Origin of the sequence: Pseudomonas sp. GZD-222 (assembly GCF_049310525.1) — a bacterium.
GTDB lineage: Bacteria > Pseudomonadota > Gammaproteobacteria > Pseudomonadales > Pseudomonadaceae > Aquipseudomonas.
Map to the genome: position 1 here is coordinate 18,636 of NZ_JBMOWO010000028.1, position 12,364 is coordinate 30,999.

General features: G+C 63.2%; 11 protein-coding genes. 7 read left to right on the forward strand and 4 right to left on the reverse strand.

The features are described from left to right. Nucleotides 1-876 carry a helix-turn-helix domain-containing protein gene (locus ACO6VD_RS05635; RefSeq protein ID WP_422417576.1) on the reverse strand — a complete coding sequence of 292 codons (876 nt, stop codon included), beginning with the start codon at nucleotides 874-876 and terminating at the stop codon, nucleotides 1-3. Nucleotides 877-1,013: 137 nt separating this feature from the next. Here ACO6VD_RS05635 and ACO6VD_RS05640 point away from each other — a divergent pair, with 137 nt between their 5' ends. Then, nucleotides 1,014-1,916: a DMT family transporter gene (locus ACO6VD_RS05640; RefSeq protein ID WP_422417577.1), complete on the forward strand. Its 903-nt coding sequence runs from the start codon at nucleotides 1,014-1,016 to the stop codon at nucleotides 1,914-1,916. Nucleotides 1,917-2,019: 103 nt separating this feature from the next. Here ACO6VD_RS05640 and ACO6VD_RS05645 read toward each other — a convergent pair whose 3' ends face one another. Further along, nucleotides 2,020-2,991 carry a 2-hydroxyacid dehydrogenase gene (locus tag ACO6VD_RS05645; protein WP_422417578.1) on the reverse strand — a complete coding sequence of 324 codons (972 nt, stop codon included), beginning with the start codon at nucleotides 2,989-2,991 and terminating at the stop codon, nucleotides 2,020-2,022. A gap of 198 nt (nucleotides 2,992-3,189) precedes the next feature. Beyond that, a complete protein-coding gene (locus ACO6VD_RS05650; RefSeq protein WP_400169896.1) occupies nucleotides 3,190-4,137 on the reverse strand; it encodes a LysR family transcriptional regulator in 948 nt (315 codons plus the stop codon). Nucleotides 4,138-4,323: 186 nt separating this feature from the next. Between ACO6VD_RS05650 and ACO6VD_RS05655 the strand changes: the two genes are divergently transcribed. The 4 genes from ACO6VD_RS05655 to ACO6VD_RS05670 are packed head-to-tail and all read left to right on the forward strand — an operon-like array spanning nucleotide 4,324 to nucleotide 9,175. Beyond that, entirely contained in the window at nucleotides 4,324-5,850 is a 1,527-nt protein-coding gene (locus tag ACO6VD_RS05655) for an efflux transporter outer membrane subunit (protein WP_422417579.1), read from the forward strand. Next, a complete protein-coding gene (locus ACO6VD_RS05660) occupies nucleotides 5,847-8,033 on the forward strand; it encodes an FUSC family protein (RefSeq protein ID WP_422417580.1) in 2,187 nt (728 codons plus the stop codon). Before ACO6VD_RS05655 ends, ACO6VD_RS05660 begins: the two co-directional genes overlap by 4 nt. Further along, entirely contained in the window at nucleotides 8,023-8,223 is a 201-nt protein-coding gene (locus tag ACO6VD_RS05665; protein ID WP_038607063.1) for a DUF1656 domain-containing protein, read from the forward strand. The genes ACO6VD_RS05660 and ACO6VD_RS05665 overlap by 11 nt, the downstream gene beginning before the upstream one ends. Before the next feature lie 10 nt (nucleotides 8,224-8,233). Continuing rightward, a complete protein-coding gene (locus tag ACO6VD_RS05670) occupies nucleotides 8,234-9,175 on the forward strand; it encodes an efflux RND transporter periplasmic adaptor subunit (protein ID WP_422417581.1) in 942 nt (313 codons plus the stop codon). Nucleotides 9,176-9,201: 26 nt separating this feature from the next. Here ACO6VD_RS05670 and ACO6VD_RS05675 read toward each other — a convergent pair whose 3' ends face one another. After that, nucleotides 9,202-9,654 carry a universal stress protein gene (locus tag ACO6VD_RS05675; protein WP_422417582.1) on the reverse strand — a complete coding sequence of 151 codons (453 nt, stop codon included), beginning with the start codon at nucleotides 9,652-9,654 and terminating at the stop codon, nucleotides 9,202-9,204. A gap of 158 nt (nucleotides 9,655-9,812) precedes the next feature. On the opposite strand from ACO6VD_RS05675, the gene ACO6VD_RS05680 reads away from it, so the two are divergent. Beyond that, nucleotides 9,813-10,718 (forward strand): LysR family transcriptional regulator, encoded by a 906-nt coding sequence (locus tag ACO6VD_RS05680; RefSeq protein WP_422417583.1) that lies wholly within the window; start codon nucleotides 9,813-9,815, stop codon nucleotides 10,716-10,718. A 109-nt stretch (nucleotides 10,719-10,827) separates the two neighbouring features. Beyond that, entirely contained in the window at nucleotides 10,828-12,348 is a 1,521-nt protein-coding gene (locus ACO6VD_RS05685; RefSeq protein ID WP_422417584.1) for an MFS transporter, read from the forward strand. The last annotated feature ends 16 nt before the right edge of the window (nucleotides 12,349-12,364 follow it).

Below are 12,364 nucleotides of genomic sequence, written 5' to 3' on the forward strand. Positions count from 1 at the left end.
CTAGCGCCTGAAGGCCGCCCGGTAGGCACCGGGCGTTGCCCCCAGGGCCTGGCGAAAGCGGTTGCTGAAATGGCTGGCGCTGGCAAAACCGCACTGCAAGGCGACTTCGCCCAAAGGCAGTTCGCCAAAGCGCAGCAGCTTGCGCGCCGTGGCCAGGCGCCGGGCCAGCAGGTATTGGTGCGGTGGCAGGCCGAAGCTTTCGCGGAACATCCGCGCGAAATGGTACTCGGACAAATTGCACAGCGCTGCCAGTTCACCCAGGCTTATGGCCTGATCCAGATGCCCTTCAATGTAGTCGCTCAACTGTCGGCGCTGATGCGCAGCCAGGCCACCTTTGAGGCGCAAGCCCTGACGCAGGCCGACCTGGCTGAGGACGGCGTGGTCGAGAATTTCATGCGCCAGCGTGCTGGTCAGCAAGCGTTCCCCCGGTTCGTCCCAGTCCATTGCGATCAATTGACGAAAGCGCCATGCTTGCTCGGGGTCGTCGAGGAAGGTTGCTTCCTGCAATTGCAGCTCACGCGGTTCGCGGTCGAGCAGGCTGACGCAGCCGAGGGCGAATTGCTCCTGGCTGATATACAGATGCGCCAGACGGATCGAACCATTGACCACCCAATGCGACGCCGAGCCTGCGGGCATGATGCACAACTTGTCGGGCGAGCCTTTGACGCTGGGCTGATCACGGCGGAAGGTGCCGGTGCCGTCGGCGATGTAGCAGGACAGGGTGTGGTGGGTGGGTGCTTCGTAGTCGCGAGCGTCGTGACGGTTGTTCCACAGGGCTGCTGCCAGGCCGTCACCCAGGTGCGCGCTGTGTTCCAGGCGGGCATGGGGCGAGTCGTGCATGGCTTTGAAAACTTGCAGCTGGTCCAACGCGGTCATGTGCATTACCTCTGGCGGTCATCCTACTCCGGCGCACAACGCCTGGCAGCAGCGGGCGAAGCAAAAGCGCAAGAATCTGCAAGCGCGCTCGCCACCTTCAGCCGGAGACTGGCAGCCTGAATGTGAGGAGCTCTGCCATGAACCTGTCGTTGTACCTGCTGACCGTGTTGATTTGGGGCACTACCTGGATTGCCCTGAAACTACAGCTGGGTGTGGTCGCCATTCCCGTATCGATTGTCTATCGCTTTGCCCTGGCCGGACTGATCCTGTTCGCCATCCTGTTGCTCAGCCGTCGCCTGCAGCCGATGAACCGGCGTGGTCATGGCATCTGCCTGGCCCAGGGGTTCTGCCTGTTCTGCGTCAACTTCATGTGTTTCCTCACGGCCAGCCAATGGATTCCCAGCGGCCTGATCGCCGTGGTGTTCTCCACTGCAACCTTGTGGAACGCACTCAATGCCCGGGTGTTCTTCGGCCAGAAGATCGCCGCCAATGTGCTCGCTGGCGGCGCACTTGGCTTGTGTGGCTTGGGTCTGCTGTTCTGGCCCGAGCTGTCAGGGCATGCCGCCAGTCGCGAAACCCTGATCGGCCTGGCCCTGGCCTTGCTGGGCACCTTGTGCTTCTCCGCGGGCAATATGCTCTCCAGCCTGCAACAAAAGGCCGGCTTGCGGCCCATGACCACCAACGCCTGGGGCATGCTCTACGGGGCCGGGATGCTTGCGCTGTATTGCCTGTTCAGCGGCATTCCGTTCGATATGGAATGGAATACGCGCTACATCGGCTCGCTGCTGTACCTGGTGATTCCGGGCTCGGTGATTGGCTTTACTGCCTACCTGACCCTGGTCGGACGCATGGGGCCGGAACGCGCGGCGTATTGCACGGTGCTGTTCCCGCTGGTGGCGTTGAATGTGTCGGCGTTCTACGAGGGCTATCAGTGGACGGCACCTGCGCTGTTTGGCCTGGTGCTGGTGATGCTGGGGAATGTGCTGGTGTTCAGGAAGCTCAAGGCCAAGGTTGCCGTTGCTGCTGTTGCTTTGAGGTAGGCCTTTTCGCGGGGCAAGCCCGCTCCCACCGAGGCTGTGATATGCCGGTGGGAGCGGGCTTGCACCATATGCCGGTGGGAGCGGGCTTGCCCCGCGATAGCTTTTACTTCCACACCTGCGGATTGACCAGATCCCCCGGACGCTCACCGAGCAGGGCACTGCGCAGGTTATCAATCGCCCGGTTAGCCATGGCTTCACGGGTTTCGGCGGTGGCCGAACCGACATGCGGCAGGGTCAGGGCGTTGGGCAGCTGGAACAGCGGTGATTCAGCCAGCGGCTCCTTCTCGTACACGTCCAGCCCGGCACCGCGAATGGTGTTGGTGCGCAGTGCTTCCACCAGCGCGGCCTCATCCACCACCGGCCCACGCGATACGTTGATCAGGAAGGCGCTGGGCTTCATCAACTGCAGTTCACGGCTGCTGATCAGGTGTTTGGTCTGGGCGCCAAGCGGCACTACCAGGCAAACGAAATCGGCTTCGGCCAGCAACTCGTCAAGGCTGCGGAACTGGGCGCCGAGCTCTTGTTCCAGCGCAGTCTTGCGCGAGTTGCCGCTGTAGATGATCGGCATGTTGAAGCCAAAGCGTCCACGGCGGGCAATCGCCGCACCGATGTTGCCCAGGCCGACGATCCCCAGGGTTTTGCCGTGTACATCGCTACCGAACTGCGCCGGGCCGACGGTGGCCTGCCATTGCCCGGCCTTGGTCCAGGCATCGAGCTCGGCGACACGCCGGGCACAGCCCATGAGCAAGGCGAAACCCAGGTCGGCAGTGCTTTCGGTCAGCACGTCGGGGGTGTTGGTCAGGGCAATGCCGCGCTCGTTGAAGTAGTTCAGGTCGTAGTTGTCGTAGCCCACCGACACACTCGACACCACTTCCAGCTTGCTGGCGTTGGCCAGTTGCGCTTCGCCAAGCTTGCGGCCCACGCCGATCAAGCCGTGAGCGTCGGGCAGGGCCTCGTTGAACTGGGCACTGATATCGCCGAGCTTGGGGTTCGGCACGATTACGTTGAAGTCTTGCTGCAGGCGTTCGACCATCGCCGGGGTGATGCGGCTGAAGGCAAGGACGGTCTTTTTCATCGGCTACTTCTCTGCAAGTCGGTGATGGTTGTGTGGCCCTTTCGCGGGGGGGGGGGGGGGGCGGAGGAGCGGGAGGGGAGGTCAGGTCGGCAGCTGCGTGTGCATGGGCTCCCTCTCCTTGGTTTGTTTGTTTTTTCTTTCCCCTTCCCCCCCCCCCCCCCCCCCCCCCCCCCCCCCCCCCCCCCCCCCCGCGATGGTTCAGTTGGCGATGAGCAGCTCGTGGGTCTTCAGGTCTGCCTCGTGGGCAGCGAGGATTTCCGGCAGCGAGTTGCGCAGGTACTCGACCCAGGTCTTGATCTTGGCATCCAGGTACTGGCGCGAGGGGTAGATCGCGTAGAGGTTCAGCTCCTGCAAGCGGTACTCCGGCATCACCCGCACCAGCGAGCCGTCGCGCAGACCGTCGATGGCCGAATAGATCGGCAGTACACCCACGCCCATGCCACTGCGGATCGCGGTCTTCATCGCATCGGCCGAGTTCACCTGGAACGGTGCCTGGGTAATGTTGACCACTTCCTGGCCTTCCGGGCCGTCGAACAGCCACTTCTCCAGCGGGATCACCGGGCTGACCATGCGCAGGCAGGCGTGATTGAGCAGGTCGCTGGGTTTGTGCGCGACACCGTTGCGTTTCACATAGTCGGGCGAGGCGCAGACGATGCTGTAGGTAATGCCCAGGCGCTGGGAGACGAAGCCCGAGTCGGGCAGCTCGCTGGCCAGCACGATGGACACATCGTAGCCCTCGTCGAGCAGGTCCGGCACGCGGTTGGCCATGGTCAGGTCGAAGGTCACGTCCGGATGGGTTTCGCGATAGCGGGCAATGGCATCGATGACGAAATGCTGGCCGACGCCAGTCATCGAATGCACTTTCAATTGCCCGGCCGGGCGCGCATGGGCATCGCTGGCTTCAGCTTCGGCTTCCTCGACATAGGTGAGGATCTGTTCGCAGCGCATCAGGTAACGCTTGCCGGCTTCTGTCAGGGCGATGCGCCGGGTGGTGCGGTTGAGCAGGCGGGTTTGCAGATGGGCTTCAAGATTGGAGACCGCCCGCGAGACGTTGGCGGTGGTCGTATCCAGTTGCACAGCCGCGGCAGTAAAGCTGCCGACCTGGGCTACGCAACTAAAAGCACGCATGTTTTGCAGGGTGTCCATGGGTCGCTCTCAAAGTAGACGACAAATTGTGACATGAAGTAACCGAGGCGGTCTTCAGACTAAAGCCGGATTATCGCTGTTTTCGTAACAAAGATTCGCAGTAATACACGCTTATCGCCAGTGCAGCGGCCCCCTAGAATTGCGTCTCCTAGCGTCATCCACCTTCTATGTCGGGAATTCGCAGCTGTGCCGCGTCGCATCATCAGAGCGCTGAATGCGCTCAGTGTCTGTGCCCTTAGCTTGACCTTGAGCGGCTGTATCGGAACCTGGGGCATTGCCCCGCAAAGCAAGACGCTGCAAGCCAATACCCTGACCACCGACGAGGCGATCCGCGCGGCCGCCCGTGATGCCCACTGGCCTGACCAGCAGTGGTGGCGCGCCTATGGCGATCCACAACTGGACCGCTGGATCGCCCTGGCGGTCAACGACAGCCCGAGCATGGCCATGGCCGCCGCACGGGTGCGTGAGGCAAAAGCCATGGCCGGGGTGATCGAGTCGGCCGAGAAACTGCAGGTAAACGGCGAGTCGACGCTCAAGCGCCACAACTGGCCGGAAGACCAGTTCTACGGCCCGGGGGCGTTGTCCGGGGCCAACACCTGGGACAACAACGCTGCCCTCGGCTTCAGTTATGCCCTGGACCTCTGGGGCCGCGAGCGCAATGCCAGCGAGCAGGCCGTGGACATGGCCCATATGAGCGCGGCGCAGTTGCGCCAGGCCCAGCTGGAACTGCAGAACAACATCGTCAAGGTGTACATCCAGCTGTCCCTGCACTTTGCCCAGCGCGATATCGTCAAGGCTGAACTCGAACAGCAGGAGCAGATCCTGGCCCTGGCCGAACGCCGCCTGGCCGGTGGTATCGGCACCCATTTCGAAGTCAGCCAGGCACAGACGCCGCTGCCGGAGACCCATCGCCAGCTCGATGCGCTGAACGAAGAAATCGCCCTGGCGCGTAACCAGCTGGCCGCGTTGGCCGGTAAAGGTCCGGGGCAGGGCGCGCAATTGCAGCGTCCGCAACTGGCCCTTGGTGCGGCGTTGAAACTGCCCTCGGCATTGCCTGCCGAACTGGTTGGCCAGCGTCCGGACGTGGTCGCCAGCCGCTGGCAGGTCGCGGCGCAGGCACGCGGCATCGACGTCGCCCATGCCGGCTTTTTCCCCAACGTCGATCTGGTCGGCGGCCTCGGCTTCATGGCTACCGGCGGCGGTCCGCTGGAGTTCCTGACCGGGCGCAAGTTCAACTACAACGTCGGCCCTGCCATCAGCCTGCCGGTGTTCGACAGTGGCCGCCTGCGCTCGCAGCTGGGTGTCGCTTCGGCCGGTTATGACATCGCCGTGGCGCGTTACAACCAGACCGTGGTCGAGGCGCTCAAGGGCATTTCCGACCAGTTGATTCGCCGTGAGTCGATGAACGAGCAGCAGCACTTTGCCGCCGAGTCGGTGGCGTCGGCGCAGAAGACCTACGACATCGCCATGATCGCCTTCCAGCGCGGCCTGACCGATTACCTCAATGTGCTCAACGCCCAGACCTTGCTGTTTCGCCAGCAACAGGTTCAGCAGCAGGTCCAGGCGGCGCGTCTGACCGCGCATGCCGAGCTGGTGACCGCCCTGGGTGGTGGCCTGGGTGCCGGCAACGACGTACCGGATGAAGACCTGCAACAGGCGCCGAAAACCCCGGCGACCCTGGCCATCTTCGACAAGCCGGACCACGCCGAATGACCGCACTGACCCTGCCGTTTCGCTGGCTGGCAAGCCTTGAGTGGCGCCGTGGTTTCTTCGAGTGGGCACGCACCGACGGAGTGACCTGGGTCTATATCTTCAAGGTCCTCAGTGCCGCGTTCCTGACCCTGTGGCTGGCCATGCGCCTGGAGTTGCCGCAGCCGCGCACGGCGATGATCACCGTGTTCATCGTCATGCAGCCGCAGAGCGGGCACGTGTTTGCCAAGAGCTTCTGGCGCTTGCTGGGCACCTTGGCCGGCTCGTCGATGATGGTCACCTTGATCGCCCTGTTTCCGCAGAACACCGAACTGTTCTTGCCCAGCCTGGCGATCTGGGTCGGCCTGTGCTCGGCCGGCGCCATGCGCTATCGGACCTTTCAGGCCTACGGTTTCGTGCTGGCCGGATACACCGCGGCGATGGTCGGCCTGCCGGCCTTGCAACACCCCGACGGCGCGTTCATGGCGGCGGTCTGGCGGGTGCTGGAAATCTCCCTGGGGATTCTCGTGTCGACTCTGGTCAGCGCCGCGATCCTGCCGCAGTCGGCCGGTGCGGCGATGCGTAACGCCCTGTACCAGCGCTTTGGGGTGTTCGCCGGTTTCGTTGTCGAAGGTCTGCGGGGCGATAGCCAGCGTGATCGTTTTGAAAGCAGCAACGTGCGTTTTATCGCCGAAGCGGTGGGCCTGGAAAGCCTGCGTAATGTCACCGCTTTCGAGGACCCGCACATGCGCCGTCGCAACGGTCGCCTGGGGCGTATGAACAGCGAGTTCATGGCCATCACCACGCGCTTCAATGCCTTGCACCAGCTGCTTGAACGCTTGCGTCTGCGCGGCCCGCTGCAGATCGTCACGGCGATCGAACCCGGCCTCAAGGCTTTGACCGAACTGCTCGATGCCTATGCCGGCCGGGCGTTGACCAGTGCCGATGCGGCGCGCCTGGCCGAGCAACTGGCGGCCTACAAGGAAGGCTTGCCCGAGCGGGTGCGCAGTATGCGCGCTGCGTATGTCGAGACCGGGCCGAGCGATGCCGATCTGCTCGACTTCCATACCGCCTACGAACTGTTGTACCGCTTTGTCGATGACCTGCACAGCTACGCCCTGACCCACGCGTCGCTGGCCGCGCACAACCATGCCCGCGAGCAGTGGGACGAACCCTACGTGGCGCAGACCAACTGGATGGTGTCGTTGGCCGCAGGGTTACGTGCCTCATTCATCCTCCTGGTGCTGGGCAGTTTCTGGATCATGACGGCATGGCCCAGCGGGGCAATGATGACCTTGATCGCCGCCGCCACCGTGGGCTTGTCGGCGGCTTCGCCGAACCCTAAAAGAATGTCGTTCCAGATGGCCTGCGGAACCTTGATCGGGGCCTTCATCGGTTTTTTCGAAACCTTTTTCGTGTTCCCCTGGATCGATGGCTTCCCCTTGCTGTGCCTGGTGCTGGCACCGGTATTCGTGCTCGGTGCGTTCCTCGCTTCGCGACCGGCATACGCCGGTGTCGGCCTGGGACTGCTGATCTTCTTCGCCACAGGTTCGGTGCCGGACAATCTGACGGTCTACAACCCTTACAACTTCATCAACGACTACATCGCCATGGTTATCGGCATGCTGGTGTGTGCCGCTGCCGGGGCAATCATCCTGCCGCCGAACAGCCGCTGGTTATGGAGCCGCCTGGAGCAGGACTTGCGCAGCCAGGTGCTGTTCGCCATCAGCGGGCGCTTGCGAGGCCTGGGGTCGGGCTTTGAAAGCCGCACCCGCGACCTGCTGCACCAGGCCTATGGTCTGGCCGCCGGTAAACCTCAGGTACAGAGCAACCTGCTGCGCTGGATGTTCCTGGTGCTGGAGGTGGGGCACGCGATCATCGAGCTGCGCAAGGAGCAGGCGATCCTGCCGGTGCACCCGTGCTATGCCGAGTCGCAACCCTGGCGCCAGGCGATCCGGGTCATGGGGCGCGCCCTGGCGCGACTGTTCCTGCAACCGAGCGTGAGCAATCACGAGCGTGCCCTGGTCGCCGTCGATCACGCCATCAGCCGGGTGCAGGCCACTGACGAACCCTTTGCCCGCCACTTCGACACCTCGGCCCTGCGCCGTGTGCAGAGCTACCTGCATTTCATCCGTACTTCGCTGCTTGACCCCCAGTCGCCGCTGGCCGCACTGGCCCCGGCCCAAGGACTGCCCCATGCCCCGTGAAATCGCCTTCCATGGCGTCTACATGCCGACCATGACCCTGATGTTCCTGTTCGCCGCCGGGCTTGCCTGGGGGCTGGACCGGTTTATCGCCAGCTACGACGGCTACCGCTTTTTCTGGCACCCGGCGTTGCTGCGCCTGTGTCTGTTTATCTGCTTGTTCGGTTCCATGGCCCTGACTCTCTACCGTTGAGACCCTGTTGATGAAAAAGTTTTTCAGCCTGATCGCCACCTTGCTCGTGCTGGCTGCTGCCGTGGTGATCGGCCGCCAGCTCTGGGTGCACTACATGAATACGCCCTGGACCCGGGACGGGCGGGTACGCGCCGACATCATCAACGTCGCCGCCGATGTACCGGGCTACGTGGTCGATGTGCCGGTGCGTGACAACCAGTTGGTGAAGAAGGGCGACCTGCTGCTGCAGATCGACCCTGAGCATTACCAAGTGGCGGTCAAGCAGGCCCAGGCCCTGGTCGCCTCACGCAAGGCCACCTGGGAAATGCGCAAGGTCAACGCCCATCGGCGGGCCGACATGGACAACCTGGTGATCTCCCGCGAGAACCGTGACGACGCCAGCAACATCGCCAACTCGGCGCTGGCCGACTACCAGCACGCTCAGGCGCAACTGGCGGCGGCGGAGCTGGATCTCAAACGGACGAAGATCCTCGCCACCGTCGACGGCTACGTGACCAACCTCAACGTACACCGTGGTGACTATGCGCGCACCGGTGAGCCGAAGATGGCAGTGGTCGACAAGGATTCATTCTGGGTTTACGGCTTCTTCGAAGAAACCAAGCTGCCCCATGTCAAAGTCGGCGACCAGGCTGACTTGCAGATGATGAGCGGTGAAGTGCTCAAGGGCCATGTGGAGAGTATTTCCCGCGGCATCTACGACCGCGACAACCCGGAAAGCCGCGAGCTGATTGCCGACGTCAACCCGACCTTCAACTGGGTGCGCCTGGCGCAGCGGGTGCCGGTGCGGATTCATATCGATGAAGTGCCAGAAGGGTTTTTGCTGGCGGCGGGGACGACTTGTACGGTGGTGGTGAAGCCATCGCGGGGGGGGGGGGGAGGGGAGGAGACGGGAGGAGGGGGTGATAGGTGGGGCTGCGGATGGCAAGCCCGCTCCCACAGAGTGAACCGGTAGGAGCGGGCTTGCCCCGCGAAGCGCTTTCAGGTGCTGCGCGAATCCACCAGCACCGGGCAGCTCACCTGATCGATAACCTTGTTGCTGATCGACGGATCCAGCAACCGCCCCAGGCGGTTCAGGTGGCGATGACCGATGATGATCAACGCACAATCAAGCCGCCGGGCTGCATTGACAATTGCCGCCACCGGCTCGTCCTGAGCCAGCTTGCCTTCACTTTCGAAGCCCAGCTCCCGCAAGCGTCGCAACGCCTGTTGCACGGCGGCAACAGCATGACGTTGCTCGTCCGTGGCCGCCGGAAACTCCTGTTGTTCGTACAGGCTGATCGCACCGGGGCCATCGCTCAGGGAGAAGGCACTGTCGACCGCCAGCAGCACCTGCAAACGATGGCGGGCTGGCTGGCAGTACTGTTGCGCAAGCTCCAGCAAGCCCTGGGAGGCGCTGGAGCCATCGATGGCGATCAACACGGGACTGAGCATGCACACCTCCACTGGGCGACTATCAAGCCGAGTATTGTTGGCCAAGGCCGGGCGCGGATAAATGGCCTGGCATGCACTGTGTAGTTGTGTGCAGCGCAACCCGGTGGCCGCTGCCTAGCTGTTAACATCAGTCTTTCTAACCCTATGGATACCTGGCAATGCAGATTCCGGATATGAACCTGTTGGTCGCCCTCGATGCGTTGCTCGATGAGGGCAGTGTGGTCGGCGCCGCACGGCGCATGAACCTGAGCCCTGCGGCCATGAGCCGGACCCTGGGGCGTATCCGCGAAGCCATCGGCGACCCGATTCTGGTCCGTGCCGGCCGTGGTCTGGTGCCGACACCGCGGGCACTGGCGCTGCATGAGCAGGTGCGGGCGCTGGTCGAACAGGCCGGGCTGGTGTTCCGCAGCCGTGAGGAAGTCGACCTGAGTACGCTGGAGCGGGCGTTCAACATTCGCACCAATGACCTGTTCATTGCCCTGTATGGCGCGCAACTGCTGCGTACCATGCACGAGCAGGCGCCGCGTACCGTGCTGCGCTTCGTGCCGGAGAGCGGTGGTGATGACGATGCCGTGCTGCGCGATGGACGCACCGACCTGATCGTCAGCTCGACGGTTGATCTGGGCCCGGAAATCAAGGTGCAGAGCCTGTTCAATACTATCTACGTAGGCCTGGCCCGTCAGGACCACCCGATCTTCGAGGCACCGATCACCCCCGAGCGTTTTGCCGCCTACCCGCAGATCAGCGTGTCGCGTCGTGGCCGCGCCAATGGGCCGATTGATATCGAGCTGGCCAATTACAAGGTGCAACGGCACGTCGCGCTGATCACCCCGAGTTTTCACTCGGCGATGTTCTCTCTGCCGGACTCCGATCTGCTGCTGCCGATGCCGGCCAATATCCTCACCAGCGTGACCAAGCTGGGGCTGCCGCTGCGCTCGTTCCGCATTCCGCTGCCGATGGAGCGGGTGACGGTGATGCAGGCCTGGCACCCGCGCTTTGACAACGATCCGGCGCACCGCTGGCTGCGCCAGACCCTGAAAGCCTGCTGCGGCGAGAACCCTTGATAGCAGGCGTGCGTTTGCTGCACTAGTAAACTGCCAATATGTCAGTTTCCGTCATCATTGCCGCTTCATAGACTTCTGCCGGTAGTTGTTCACCCCGGAGATGTCTGTAATGAGTTCGTTAACTGCGCTGCCTTCTGCTGCCGCACCTGTGCCGGTGGCATTTGGCCTGCGCATTGTGGTCGGGTTGCTGGGTGTGTTGCTGGCGGTGCTCTGCGCCGGCCTCAACGAGATGGTCACCAAGGCGTCGCTGGCGGACATTCGTGGTGGCATGTTCATCGGTGCCGATGAAGGTGCCTGGCTGATTGCGGTGTATGCGGCGGCGTCGGTTTCGGCCATGGCCTTTTCACCGTGGCTGGCGGCAACCTTTTCCCTGCGCCGCTTCACCCTCTGTGCGATCAGCGCCTTCGCCCTGCTCGGGCTGTTACAACCCTATGCCCCGAACCTCGCCAGCCTGATGCTGCTGCGCACTCTGCAGGGCTTGGCCTCGGGCGCGCTGCCGCCGATGCTGATGAGTGTCGCGCTGCGCTTTCTGCCGCCGGGGATCAAGGTCTATGGTCTAGCCGGTTACGCCCTGACCGCTACCTTCGGGCCGAACCTGGGCACGCCGCTGGCGGGGTTGTGGACCGAGTATGTCGGTTGGCAGTGGGCGTTCTGGCAGATCATCCTGCCGTCGTTGCTGGCCATGGCCTGTGTGGCCTGGGGCTTACCTCAGGATCCGCTGCGCCTGGAGCGTTTCAAGCAGTTTGACTGGCGCGGCCTGGTGCTCGGTTTGCCGGCGATCTGTGCGCTGGTGATCGGCCTGACCCTGGGTGATCGCATGGGCTGGTTCAACTCGCCGTTGATCTGCTGGCTACTGGGCGGTGGCCTGGTGTTGCTGGTGCTGTTCCTGTGCAACGAGTGGTCCGAGCCCTTGCCGTTCTTCAAGCTGCAGATGCTCAAGACCCGCAACCTGACCCATGCTCTGGTGACCTTGTTTGGTGTCCTGATCGTGCTGACCGCAGCGATCCTCATCCCCTCCAGTTACCTCGCCCAGATCCAGGGCTATCGCCCCGCGCAGACCGCGCCATTGTTGCTGCTGGTGGCCTTGCCGCAGCTACTGGCGCTGCCGTTGACCGCGGCGCTGTGCAATATCCGCGCAGTCGACTGCCGCTGGGTCCTGGCCATTGGCCTGGGCATGCTGGCGTTGTCCTGTGTGCTTGGTAGCCAGCTCACCAGCGTGTGGATTCGCGACAATTTCTACCTGCTGCAGATGTTGCACATCTTCGGCCAACCCATGGCGGTGTTGCCGTTGCTGATGCTGGCCACCGGCGGCATGACTCCGCAGGACGGCCCGTTTGCTTCGGCCTGGTTCAACACCGTCAAGGGCCTGGCCTCGGTGGTCGCCACCGGCGTACTGGAGGCGCTGACCACACTGCGCCGGCATTTTCATTCCAATACGCTGGTCGACAACCTGGGCAACGCGCCGTTGACCGACAGCCTCGCGCCGGGCCTGGCCAAGCGCATTCACGAGCAGGCGCTGGTGCTGGCCTCGGCTGACCTTTACCTGTGCATGGCGGTGCTCGCTGCAGCACTGATTCTGCTGATTCCTTTTGTGCCTACACGAATCTATCCACCGCGCGCGGTGGCCTAGGTTCCTGTTCTGAGAG

Bases quoted from the DNA above. Each gene is read 5' to 3' on its own strand.
- ACO6VD_RS05665 (WP_038607063.1), top strand. From the start codon at position 8,023: ATGCCCCGTGAAATCGCCTTCCATGGCGTCTACATGCCGACCATGACC.
- ACO6VD_RS05635 (WP_422417576.1), bottom strand. From the start codon at position 876: ATGACCGCGTTGGACCAGCTGCAAGTTTTCAAAGCCATGCACGACTCG.
- ACO6VD_RS05670 (WP_422417581.1), top strand. From the start codon at position 8,234: ATGAAAAAGTTTTTCAGCCTGATCGCCACCTTGCTCGTGCTGGCTGCT.
- ACO6VD_RS05640 (WP_422417577.1), top strand. From the start codon at position 1,014: ATGAACCTGTCGTTGTACCTGCTGACCGTGTTGATTTGGGGCACTACC.
- ACO6VD_RS05675 (WP_422417582.1), bottom strand. From the start codon at position 9,654: ATGCTCAGTCCCGTGTTGATCGCCATCGATGGCTCCAGCGCCTCCCAG.
- ACO6VD_RS05645 (WP_422417578.1), bottom strand. From the start codon at position 2,991: ATGAAAAAGACCGTCCTTGCCTTCAGCCGCATCACCCCGGCGATGGTC.
- ACO6VD_RS05685 (WP_422417584.1), top strand. From the start codon at position 10,828: ATGAGTTCGTTAACTGCGCTGCCTTCTGCTGCCGCACCTGTGCCGGTG.
- ACO6VD_RS05680 (WP_422417583.1), top strand. From the start codon at position 9,813: ATGCAGATTCCGGATATGAACCTGTTGGTCGCCCTCGATGCGTTGCTC.
- ACO6VD_RS05660 (WP_422417580.1), top strand. From the start codon at position 5,847: ATGACCGCACTGACCCTGCCGTTTCGCTGGCTGGCAAGCCTTGAGTGG.
- ACO6VD_RS05650 (WP_400169896.1), bottom strand. From the start codon at position 4,137: ATGGACACCCTGCAAAACATGCGTGCTTTTAGTTGCGTAGCCCAGGTC.